The following is an 11,307-nucleotide window of genomic DNA, read 5'->3' on the forward strand; positions in this document are numbered from 1 at the left end:
GATGCACGCTGGCCTGGCACGCCCCGCACGATCGTGCGCGCGCAAGCGCAACAATCTGGCGTGACGAACAACTACACGGAACCGGCGGCGCTCGGCAGCGACCGATGGTGCGGCATGATCGGCGCGCACGCGGCGTATCCCGGCGAGAACCTGTTGATTGCCACTATTGGCACGGCGACGACGCTTGAAGCGCTGCTCGCCGATGGCACGTTCACAGGCGGCCTGATTGCGCCCGGCTGGCTGCTGATGATGCAATCACTCGGCACCCACACGGCACAATTGCCCACGCTTCTGCCTGACATCGCCCGCCGCGCGATCAGTTCATCCAGCGGTATTTTCGCGACCGACACGCGTACGGCTTTGTCGTCAGGATGCCTGCTCGCGCAAGCTGGCTTGATAGAACGCGCGTGGCAAGATCTGCGCGCCCGATGGAACAACGATGTACGCCTGATTCTCAGCGGTGGTGGCGCCAGCGAAGTGGCGGGCGCGCTCAAGGTGCCGCATACTCGCCACGATTCCCTCGTGCTCGCGGGACTTGCATTGATCGCCCGCGAAGCCGCCGTTTCCCGTTCACCTGATTGATGGAGCGCTTTCCATGCTGCGCTGGTTGCTCGCCCTATTGTTTCTGGCAAACCTGTTGATGTTCGTTGTCGTGCAAGGTGTGTTCGGACCGCTGCCGTCGGCCGGTGGACGCGAACCGCAGCATCTCGACCGGCAAGTACATCCGGAACTGGTACGGGTTCGCCCGATCAGCCCCGAAGAAGCCGCTGACCAGGCCGTGGTCGGCGGTCCGGCGCCCGCGGCCGCCGTGCAGGCTGCGCCGCTCACGCAATAAGCTCTGCCTTGCGGCCACGCGCTTATTTCTCTGTACCCTGCGTGCGCACTTTCTTGAGCAACGCGGTCGTCGAGCGATCGTGCTCGAATGGAATGGCCAGCGCCTTGCCGCCCCAGCTTCGCACCAGCGCCGATTCCGCCAGCTTGTCCATGTCGTAATCGCCTCCTTTCACCAACACGTCCGGATGCAGTTCGCCGATGAGTTCCAGCGGCGTCGACTCCTCGAATTTCACGACCCAATCCACACTTTCCAGCGCAGCCAACAACGCCATGCGGTCGTCTTCGCGATTGATCGGCCGGTCGTCGCCCTTGCCGAGCATGCGCACCGACACGTCACTGTTCACACCGACAATCAGCGTTGCGCCGAGCGCCTTTGCATCGGCGAGATAGGTCACATGGCCGCGATGCAGGATATCGAAGACGCCATTCGTGAAAACCACCGGCGACGCGAATTGCGGGCGCACAGCAGCGAGCGCGTCGCGCGTCATGATCTTGCGTTCGAAAGGAGCGGGCATGTCTGTCAACGATGAGGGATTCAGAAGGACCGTAGTGTGCCACGCGTGCCGGCACGCGTTTAACGGGCGTTTAACTTAAGGCCGTGTACCAGCGTGTTTGCGCATGGAGCGCACCCTTCATAAACAAACAGCCCGCCGGTCACAAACCGGCGGGCTGTTTCAGAACAACGTAATTCCGGTCAGGCCGGCAGTTGCGATGCCGCTTGTGCAGCCTGCAGGCGCAACACCACTTCCTTGCGATACCGGTTCAACTCCTGCGCTGTGGCGAACGAGCGTTCAAACAGAATGGACAAGTTATGCAAGATCCGTTCGACGACTTTCTTTTCCCAACTGTCGTCGAACCGAATTTGTTCGTCGAGCCAATGTTCGAGCCATTCCGGATCCGGCAAGCGCGACTGGATTGTGTCGCGCGGAAACAGTGCCTGGTTCACGTGGAGATTGGTCGGATGCAGCGGCTTTTCCGTGCGCCGTGCCGATGCCATCAGGACACCGATCTTCGCGAACGCGGCACGCGCAATGTCACCGGTTTGCGTCATTGCTTTCTTCATGTAACGCAAATACGCGCCGCCGTGACGCGCTTCGTCGCGCGAAATGGTTTCGTAGATGTGCTTGATCACCGGTTCCGTGTGCCATTCGGCCGCGCGCCTGTACCAGTGGTTCAAGCGGATCTCGCCGCAGAAATGCAGCATCAGCGTTTCGAGCGGGGGAGCGGGATCGAACTCGAAGCGAACGGCGTCGAGTTCTGCTTCGGTCGGCACCATTTCAGGTTTGAAGCGGCGCAGGTATTCCATCAGCACGAGCGAGTGTTTCTGCTCTTCGAAGAACCACACGCTGATGAACGCCGAAAAATCGCTGTCGTTGTGGTTGTCGCGCAGGAACATTTCCGTGGCGGGCAACGCGGACCATTCGGTGATCGCGTTCATCTTGATGGTCTTGGCTTGTTCGTCGGTGAGCAGCGCCGAGTCGAATTTGTCCCAGGGAATATCTTTCTCCATGTCCCAACGAACCGATTCCAGCGATTTATACAGTTCCGGATAAAGCATCGTGTTCATAGTCCACCCCTGGTTTGCAACGTAGTGCGACAGTTCTGTCTGTTGTAACTGTAGCCGGCTCGCGCGGGAATCCGCGCCGCCAGCAGCGAAGCTTTCAATTTTACGCGGGAATCAGGCGCTCAGATGCAAAAACGGTAAAGAAGCGCCTGTCGCGTCCTTCTGCGACTTTTTGCCCGTTGCAAACGCGCGGCAGTCAGCGGCGTTGCACTATCTACCGTGGGTGAGGAGCGAACCCTGTGCCTGAGGTAAGTACGAAGCGCGAGCTGTAATGCAGCTCGTTTAAAGCCTTTTTTGATACTTTATAAAATGTGTTGCCCGGCGAGACCCTTGCCAAGCGGCCGTCACCGCACTGCCCGTATTGCCATGCGCGCCGCATGAAGCATGCCTTTGGCGCGTGACAGGCGCAAGGCGCAACATGTTTTATGCCGCGCCCTCGGCCGAACCGTGAATCGTGTTCCCCGTCACGCCGGGTAGTCTCACTGCATCAAGCACTATCCGAAGCCGGTGAAGTGACGTGACGATGCAGCAAACCGCCCGTCGATCATAGCATGGCGCTATGGCGCCACTGCGCTACAGCGTCGTCAATCGGCCCGAGTCCCGCGACGTTCAACACGCCATCAGGGAGCTTGCGCCGTAATGCGGGACTGCTGCCGCCAACCCAGATCGCCACCTTCGGAGGCAGCACCGCGCGCAACTCCGCGAGTCCGTTCATCACGGCCTGCGTCGGCATGGAAGCGGCAAATGACAGCCCGACAATCTCTATGTCATGAGCCAGGACGGCGTCGACTATGTCCTGCTGCGGTGTCTGCGTTCCGAGCGCCATGCACTCGCAATCGGCCAGCGCGAGCATGGCCTCCGCCATCAGGATGCCTAGCCCGTGCCCCTCGCCCGGCAGCGTGGTGAGCAGCACCCGCGGATGCGCGCCGCGGCCGCGCAAAGCCTCGGAAAGCGGACGCATCAGCGAGCGCAGCGAGACCTGCAAGGCTTCGCTGAACAGGTGCTCGTGATAGACCTGCAGCGTGGCTGCAGCCCAAGCATTGCCCACCCTCGCCGTCAACGGCGCGGCCACGTCAAGAACGAAGCGCGCGAGCCCTTCGCGCGTGGCCCGTTTAAGTAGCTCGAAACGGAAATCGTCGTATCGGCCCACGCGCAGCAGCTCAACGAGCCGGTCGAGCTCCGTGTCCGGCGCGTCTTGTCCCACGCCTGACTCTTCGGCCAGTTGCTGTAGCCGCACGATGGATTGCGGCAGGACTTTGCTCGGCCTGTGGCCCGCATCCAGCAAGCGCTTCACCAGCCGGAGCTTGGTCACCTGCTCTTGCGGATAGAGCCGCTCGCCACCCGATGACCGCAACGGTTGCGGGAACCCGTAGCGCCGCTCCCAGACCCGCAACGTGTCCTTGGTTAGCCCGATCTCGTTGGCAATCGCACCGATGCCGATGCCCACCACGGCACTGTCTTCCGCCGTGCCCATTGGGTCGGGATTTACCGGTATCGCGCCCCCGGTTTCTGTCTGACTGCCCGCCGTCACGTTCAAGGACAGATCCGTTTCTGATTTATTTGTCATGGACAAATCCTTGAATATGTAATTGATCAATGAAGCAAGATTCGCCTTACCAGCATTATTTATGGACTTTCCAAACAACCCACACCATTATTGATCATAGACGAAATTTCTTCATTATGGTGGACAAAACATTGTCGCTTGAAGATCGTTTAATTCCGGCTGCGTGCATCCATCGCGGCCGGGATTGCGTAAATCAACTGGAGCGCGGCATGAGCAACCGCCGGTAGTGCCAGACAAAGAGCCGTCAGGGCCATCAGGCAGTCGACACAAAATACCAAGACACACGGAGCAACGTCATGAAAGTTGCGGTAATCGGAGCGGGGATTTCGGGACTCGCGTGCGCGTATCAACTGGCGAAGGCGGGTATCGACGTAACGCTGTTCGAGGCCAACAGCTACTTTGGTGGTCATGCGAACACGGTGGACGTGACACTCGATGGCATGACGCACGGCGTTGATACGGGTTTCCTGGTCTTCAATCACCGTACCTATCCGAACCTGGTGAAGCTGTTCGAGGAACTCGACATCTCCACCACCGCGACCGATATGTCGTTCTCCGTATCGCTGACAGATCGCCGGCTGGAGTGGGCGGGCAGCGACCTGAACACGGTGTTCACCCAGCGCCGCAACCTGCTGCGCCCGGCGTTCCTGCGCATGCTGGCCGATATCCTGCGCTTCAACCGCACGACCACCGCGCTGGCGCTGGCTGGCAAGGACGTTCAACTCGCCGAGCCCGTGAGCAGTTTTCTCGAACGCGAAAAGTTTTCGATGGCATTTCGCGACTGGTACCTGCTGCCGATGATCGGCGCGATCTGGTCATGCTCGACATCGCAGATGATGGCGTTTCCCATCGGCACGCTGATTCGCTTTTGTCATAACCACGGTCTGCTGCAAGTCAACGACCGGCCGCAATGGCGCACCGTCAACGGCGGCGCACGCGAATACGTGCGGCGGATGTTGCCCGTCATACGCGACGCTCGCGTGAGTACGCCCGTGACATCGATAAGACGCAGTACGCACGGCGTAGAGATCGAAAGCTCGCGCGGGTTGGAACACTTCGATCACGTGGTGCTTGCGTGTCATAGCGACCAGGCCCTCGCCCTCCTCGCCGATCCCTCACACGCCGAATCGGCGACGCTCAGCGCGATCGGCTACGCGCCGAATCGCGCGGTGTTGCATACGGACACTTCTCTGTTGCCGGCACAACGCGCGTGGTCAGCATGGAATTACGAAAGCCGCACCGGCGAACTGGGTGCACTGGGTGACGAGCCGCAATTGTGCGTGCACTACCTTATCAACAAGCTCCAGCCGTTGCCGTTCAAGACGCCGGTCATCGTCTCGCTGAATCCGGTGCGTGAGCCGCGTCGCGAGGCGGTGATGCGCGAGTTCGCCTACAGCCACCCGGTCTTCGATCAAGCTGCGGTCCAGGCCCAACGCTCATTGCCGTCGATTCAAGGCATACGCAACACGTGGTTCGCGGGTGCATGGACTGGTTACGGGTTCCACGAGGACGGCCTGAAGTCCGGGCTGGAAGCGGCCGCGAGGCTGACTGCGCTTGCGGCTGCCGAGGCTGTTGTGGCATTGGGCAATGACGAACCGGCGCTTGCAGCATGAGTACACCCGCCCCTCAATCCTTCGATACCCCCGACCTGCTGCTCGTCGGCTCCGTGCGTCACAAGCGGCTGCGCCCGGCGCGCAACGCGTTCTCCTACGGCGTCTACACGTTGCGGCTACCGTTGCGCGCACGCGCTGAAAGGCTTGCCCAGGGTACGCTGCGCAACTCCCGTTGGTTCTCGACAAATCGATTCGGCTTGCTAAGCTTTTACGACAGCGACCATGGAACCGCGGGACAAACGCCGCTCGAATGGATCGAATCGATACTGCATGCAAGCGGCATCCACGACGCCACCGGCGAGATCTTCCTGCACACATTCCCGCGCGTGCTGGGCTACGTCTTCAACCCGGTGAGCTTCTGGTTTTGCGAGCGCGCGGACGGCACATTTCGCGCCGTGGTCTGCGTAGTAAACAACACCTTCGGCGAACGCCATTGCTACCTGCTCGATCCCGGCAGCGGCCTCCTGAACGGCGTGCCGCTCACCGCCACCAAGGTCTTCCATGTGTCGCCGTTCTGCAAGGTGCAGGGGCATTACACGTTCCGCTTCATGTTTGCATCGCCGAAACGCGGTAAGCCGATGCGCTCGCTCGCGCGCATCGACTACGACGACGGCGAGGGTCCGCTGCTGCTGACAAGCATCGCGGGGAGCACACGCCCGCTCGATGCCCGCAACGTGCTGCGCGTGTTCTTCGGTTACCCGCTGATGACGTTCGGCGTCATCGTGAAAATCCACTGGCAGGCGCTGAAGCTGTTCTTCAAGCGCGTGCCATTCCAGAGCAAACCCACTCCGCCGGCTGCGAACGTCTCGCACGAGCGGGCCGAATTGCCGATCAGGTGACTTGCAAATGTCGACACAGCCCTCCTCCCCTTCATCGCTACGCAGCCCGGCTGTCTCGTGGTTCATCCGGCCCTTGCTGCGCACGCATGGCGCGTTGCGCAAACCCGCAGCGGCCCGCGTGGTGCTCAGGCTTATGAGCCAGCTTCAATACGGCGTTCTCGATGTCCACCTCCCCGACGGCACCACGCGCCGTTTCGGACAAGCGCCCGACGCCCCTGGCAACCCGCCGTACGCGCGCGTCGTGCTGACCAACTGGAACGTGTGCGCGGCGGCGCTGAAGAGCGGCGATATCGGCTTTGCCGAGACTTATCTGGCGGGCGACTGGCATACCGACGATCTCGCCGCGTTGCTCGACATCATGGTCCGTAACCGCACGACGATCGAGGCGGTGGTCTACGGTTCGTGGTTCGGCAAGCTGACGAACCGCTTCCGGCATCTGCGCAACGCGAACACGAAAGAAGGCAGCCGGCGCAATATCCACGCGCATTACGACCTCGGCAACGCGTTCTACCAACTCTGGCTCGACAGCACGATGACCTATTCGAGCGCCCTCTTCGACGGCTCGCCGGACCAGACGCTCGACGAGGCGCAACGCGCAAAATACCGGCGGCTGCTGAACGAACTGGAACTTGATGGCGTCAATCCAAGCGTGCTGGAAATCGGCAGCGGCTGGGGCGGATTCGCACAACTTGCTGCAAGCGAGGCGAAAGCAAACGTGACAGGCCTGACGCTGTCCACCGAACAGCTTGCGTATGCGCGGCAGCGTCTGGCCGACGCGGGGCTAAGCGGTCAAACCGATCTTCGCCTCCAGGATTACCGCGATACCCACGGCCAGTTCGACGCGATTGCATCGATAGAAATGTTCGAAGCCGTGGGCGAGGAATATTGGCCGAGCTACTTTGAATGCATCAAGCGCAATCTCAAGCGCGGTGGGCGAGCTTGCGTGCAGACGATCACCATCGACAACGCGCTGTTCGATCGTTACAGAACCAGCACCGACTTTATCCAGCAGTATATTTTTCCAGGCGGTATGCTGCCCTCGCCTGCTGTGTTCGTGCAAACGGCGGAACGTCATGGGCTGAAAGTGGTCAACCAGTTCTCCTTTGGCCGCGACTATGCACGCACGCTCAGGATGTGGCGCAATGCGTTTGTTGCGCGGCTCGACGAGATCCGTGCACAAAGATTCGACGAACAATTCATCCGCTTGTGGGACTTTTACTTATGTTATTGCGAGGCCGCGTTCGCGCACTCGAACACCGACGTCATCCAGTTCACGCTGGAGCACGCCTGATCGCGAGAGCCGCTGCGCTCGTGCTGGTCCTGATCATCTTGCCGCTGCAGGCGTTTGCTTTTGACGCCGCATCGGTCGTGCGTCAGACGATTCCGCAAGCGCGCGTGCAGGGCGAGGGCGAGTTGCGCATGTACGGTTTTCATATCTACAACGCCACGCTTTTCGTCGGACCGACGGGTCTGTCGAGCAAGGAATTAACGGCGCGGCCGTTTGCGCTGGATATCGAATATGCGCGTGCTTTCAAGGGCTCTTCGATCGCCAAAAGAGGCCGCCAGGAAATGGACGGCCTGAAGGTGGCGAGCAAGACGCAGACGGCGCAATGGCAAGAGGAGATGGAAGAGATCTTCCCGGACGTGCAGCCGGGAGATCATGTCATTGGCGTATTCGTGCCCGAACGCGGCACGACGTTTTATGCCGACGATAAAGTCATCGGCACGATTCCCGGCGACGCCTTCGCTCGCGCATTCTTCTCGATCTGGTTCGATCCGCGCACGTCGGCGCCGGGCTTGCGCAACCAGTTGCTCGCCAACGGCGCGGCGCAGTAGGTCAGCGTTTCAACCAGACCGCCGCGTCGCCTGAATCGTCGGTTAGAGCGGTTTCTTTCGCGGCGCTGCTTTCCTGGCAGGCGCTTTCTTCGCTGCAGCTCTTTTGGCCGCTGGCGGTGCGTCGGTGTCATCGGCTTCCGGCGGCGCGGCGGCTTCCGGCGGTTCTACATCGTCACCGTCATCGCCGTTTTCGTTTTCATCCGTGCTCATGCTCGGCGTTGCCGCGCCGGCATTTTGTTGCGCCATCGCCAAGGTCGCCAAGCTGTTGAATTGCGACTGAAGCATGTTCCACCAGCCCGAAGGATCGAACGAAGCGTCGTTCCCGCCGGCTTCACCTGGCGCCTCGGTACCCGGCTGCGGCTCTGCTTCCGCCTTTGGCTTCGTCCTTTCCGGCGGCGGTGCTGGCCACCCGGAAGCAGCCGGCGATGCAGCCGATGAAGTGTGCGCCTTTTCCACCGACGACTGCGCGAACGCGCCGAAAGCACGCAACGTGGCGAGCGTCGCGCGTTGCACTTCCAGCGCCTGGATAGCCGATTGCAGCATGTTCAGGTTGAGCTTGAGCCATTGCTCGACCGCACGCATATCCTTGATCCGCTTGTCGAGTTCTTCAACGTTCGTGAGCGGCGCCAGCATGTCGGACATCATGGACAGCGACGGGGAGCCGCCCGGCGCCGCAGCGGCCGCGAACGGGTTCAGCTTCATCATGTCCCACATCTTTTCCATCATGTCGCCCTGGGGGAAACCGGTCATGCCTGGGAAGCTTCCAAAGGGCGGAGTACCACCGGGCGTATCGGTCATGAGACTTTCTCCTTGATGCTGCGGGTACGGTTGAGGTTTGAGTGAAACCACAAGATAGTCGATGCAGATCTAAAACGTCGATCCGCCCGGGAAATCCGGCGCGCGCCGCTCACGCAGCGACTTGATGCCTTCCTGCACATCGGGCCCGGAAAAGCCCATGAATTCGAGCGCCAGCGAGGTATCGAAGGCCGGGCCTGCCGTTCGCAGCCAGTTATTCAGCGCGTATTTCGTCCAGCGGATGGCGGTCTGCGAACCTTGCGCCAGACGGTTCGCGACTTCGAATGCTTTCGTCAGCAATTCGCTTTCATCCACCGCCAGCGACACCAGCCCGATGCGCTCCGCTTCCTCGCCGCTCACCGGCTCGCACAACAGCAGGTAATACTTCGCTTTCGCCATGCCGCACAGCAACGGCCACACAATTGCCGCGTGATCTCCGGCGGCGACGCCGAGCCGCGTGTGTCCATCGATAATGCGCGCAGTTTTCGTCGCGATGGAAATATCGGCGAGAAGACCTGCTACCAGTCCCGCGCCAACCGCCGGTCCGTGCATGGCCGAGACGATCGGCTTGCTGCAGTTGATCACGTTATAAACGAGATCACGCGCCTCACGCCAAACCCGCGTGCGGACCTCGAAGTCGGAGGCCATCTGCTCGACGAGATGCAGGTCGCCGCCGCCCGAAAAGCCCTTGCCCTCGCCGCGAATCAACGCCACGCGCGTATCCGGATCACGATCTATGTCGCGCCAGATATCCGCGAGTTCACGATGCATGCTCGCATCCGCCGTCGCGAGTCCGCTCTTGTTCGCGCCCGCGCCGTTCATCACGATTTCGAGCACACCGTGGTCGTGCCGGCGCAACTCCAGCGACGTGTAGTGCGCGTAAAGAGAAAGGTCGCTCATGGTCGTGCCTTATCGTGCATTAGCTAAAGAAAGATCAACGCGGTTGATAGATCCACTTGCCGTTTTCGATCTCCGCGATCACGCGGGCGCGCTGATCGAGACCGATATGATCGTTCGGCGTCATGTTGACGAGACCGTTCGAGTCCGCAAAGTTCTTGGTGTTTTCAAGCGCATCGCGCAAGGCGCCGCGGAACTCGGGCGTGCCCGGCGCGCCCGCTTTCAACGCGATAGGCACCGCGCGGTTCAGCAACATGCCCGCGTCCCACGCATACGAGCCGAACGCCGAGACCGTGCCCGCGCCGTACTTCGATTCATACAGCTTGATGTACTCGATCGCGAGATGTTTCGCCGGATGATCGTCGGGCAGTTGCGATGCGACGAGAACCGGGCTCGTCGGCAGGAACGTGCCGTTGCAATCCGCCCCGCACACGCGCAGGAAGTCGCGGTTGCCCGTGCCATGGTTATGATAAATCGTGCCCTTGTAGCCGCGTTCTTTCAAGGTCTTCGGCGGCAGCGCGGCGGGCGTTCCGGCTGCGCCTACGACCACCGCGTCCGGCTTCGCCGCAAGGATCTTCAGCACTTGCCCGGTCACGCTGGTGTCCGTCCGGTTGAAGCGCTCGTTCGCCACCATGGTGATGTGGTGGAGCTGCGCGAACTTCGCTACCTCTGCATAAAAGGTCTCGCCGAGCGCGTCGGCCTGGCCGATGTACGCCATCGTTTTCACGCCATGATTGCTGGCATGTTCGGCAATGGCGGACGCCATCATTGCGTCGGTTTGCGGCGTCTTGAAGACCCAGTGGCGCTTGGCATCCACGGGTTCAATGATCTTCGATGAAGACGCGAGCGAGATCATCGGCGTCTGGCCATCGGCGACCACATCGATCATGGCAAGCGAGTTCGGCGTGATCGATGAACCGATGATCGCGTCCACGTGATCTTCGGAAATCAGCTTCTTCGTGGTCTGGACAGCTTGCGTGGTGTCGGAGGCGTCATCGAGAATGATGTAGTCCACCGGGCGGCCGCCCATTTCCTTCGGCAGCAGCGCAACGGTATCGCGTGCCGGAATACCGAGCGACGCTGCAGGCCCCGTCAATGACAACACCAACCCGATCTTCACATGCGGCGTCTGCGCCCAGGCTGCCGTTGAAAGTGTGAGTGTGAGTAACACACCCATCCCCAATTGCCTGAACGTTGCTCCCCATCTGCCGCCTGACTGCATCGAAGTCTCCTTGCCTTGTTATGGGTGCGCCGACGCAGTTTTTCCCAAGCGTTTCGACGCAATGCGGCTAAGTGTAGGGCGGCGCAGCATGTGAGCGCATCGGGCGAAACCCCTTACTGGCGGCGTCGCTTATTCAACCG

At 60.9% G+C, this 11,307-nt stretch carries 12 protein-coding genes; 6 read left to right on the forward strand and 6 right to left on the reverse strand.

The window, feature by feature from the left end; translation table 11 throughout:
• Window positions 1-582: type III pantothenate kinase (locus JWR14_RS29825; RefSeq protein ID WP_299716446.1), on the forward strand; the 582-nt coding region annotated here is incomplete at its 5' end.
• Window positions 583-595: 13 nt separating this feature from the next.
• On the forward strand, window positions 596-835 hold the full coding sequence (locus JWR14_RS29830; protein ID WP_089165568.1) for a hypothetical protein: 240 nt from the start codon (window positions 596-598) through the stop codon (window positions 833-835).
• A gap of 22 nt (window positions 836-857) precedes the next feature.
• Here the strand turns inward: JWR14_RS29830 and rfaE2 are convergent, their stop codons facing one another.
• From rfaE2 to JWR14_RS29845, 3 genes are all read right to left on the reverse strand, one after another.
• Window positions 858-1,349, reverse strand: a complete 492-nt coding sequence (gene rfaE2, locus JWR14_RS29835) for a D-glycero-beta-D-manno-heptose 1-phosphate adenylyltransferase (RefSeq protein ID WP_299716455.1) — start codon at window positions 1,347-1,349, stop codon at window positions 858-860.
• A 179-nt stretch (window positions 1,350-1,528) separates the two neighbouring features.
• Complete coding sequence (locus JWR14_RS29840) at window positions 1,529-2,401, reverse strand: ferritin (RefSeq protein WP_089165566.1); 873 nt, start codon at window positions 2,399-2,401, stop codon at window positions 1,529-1,531.
• A 541-nt stretch (window positions 2,402-2,942) separates the two neighbouring features.
• The gene (locus tag JWR14_RS29845) at window positions 2,943-3,965 is read right to left on the reverse strand and encodes a MerR family transcriptional regulator (protein WP_299716462.1); all 1,023 of its coding nucleotides are present in this window, start codon (window positions 3,963-3,965) and stop codon (window positions 2,943-2,945) included.
• 296 nt (window positions 3,966-4,261) lie between these two features.
• Between JWR14_RS29845 and JWR14_RS29850 the strand changes: the two genes are divergently transcribed.
• Genes JWR14_RS29850 through JWR14_RS29865 form a run of 4 tightly spaced genes read left to right on the forward strand, consistent with a single transcriptional unit; the run spans window position 4,262 to window position 8,253 of the window.
• Window positions 4,262-5,578, forward strand: a complete 1,317-nt coding sequence (locus JWR14_RS29850) for an FAD-dependent oxidoreductase (protein ID WP_299716465.1) — start codon at window positions 4,262-4,264, stop codon at window positions 5,576-5,578.
• On the forward strand, window positions 5,575-6,417 hold the full coding sequence (locus tag JWR14_RS29855) for a DUF1365 domain-containing protein (RefSeq protein ID WP_299716468.1): 843 nt from the start codon (window positions 5,575-5,577) through the stop codon (window positions 6,415-6,417). Before JWR14_RS29850 ends, JWR14_RS29855 begins: the two co-directional genes overlap by 4 nt.
• Before the next feature lie 7 nt (window positions 6,418-6,424).
• A complete protein-coding gene (locus tag JWR14_RS29860) occupies window positions 6,425-7,708 on the forward strand; it encodes a cyclopropane-fatty-acyl-phospholipid synthase family protein (RefSeq protein WP_299716471.1) in 1,284 nt (427 codons plus the stop codon).
• Between the two features lie 20 nt (window positions 7,709-7,728).
• The gene (locus JWR14_RS29865) at window positions 7,729-8,253 is read left to right on the forward strand and encodes a chalcone isomerase family protein (RefSeq protein WP_299716474.1); all 525 of its coding nucleotides are present in this window, start codon (window positions 7,729-7,731) and stop codon (window positions 8,251-8,253) included.
• Window positions 8,254-8,295: 42 nt separating this feature from the next.
• Here the strand turns inward: JWR14_RS29865 and JWR14_RS29870 are convergent, their stop codons facing one another.
• The 3 genes from JWR14_RS29870 to JWR14_RS29880 form a co-directional block, all read right to left on the reverse strand.
• Window positions 8,296-9,051 carry a PhaM family polyhydroxyalkanoate granule multifunctional regulatory protein gene (locus tag JWR14_RS29870; RefSeq protein ID WP_299716477.1) on the reverse strand — a complete coding sequence of 252 codons (756 nt, stop codon included), beginning with the start codon at window positions 9,049-9,051 and terminating at the stop codon, window positions 8,296-8,298.
• 69 nt (window positions 9,052-9,120) lie between these two features.
• The gene (locus JWR14_RS29875) at window positions 9,121-9,948 is read right to left on the reverse strand and encodes an enoyl-CoA hydratase/isomerase family protein (RefSeq protein ID WP_299716480.1); all 828 of its coding nucleotides are present in this window, start codon (window positions 9,946-9,948) and stop codon (window positions 9,121-9,123) included.
• 34 nt (window positions 9,949-9,982) lie between these two features.
• A complete protein-coding gene (locus JWR14_RS29880; protein WP_299716483.1) occupies window positions 9,983-11,122 on the reverse strand; it encodes an ABC transporter substrate-binding protein in 1,140 nt (379 codons plus the stop codon).
• Window positions 11,123-11,307 lie beyond the last annotated feature (185 nt).

It is taken from the genome of Caballeronia sp. (assembly GCF_028292365.1).
Classification (GTDB): Bacteria; Pseudomonadota; Gammaproteobacteria; order Burkholderiales; family Burkholderiaceae; genus Caballeronia.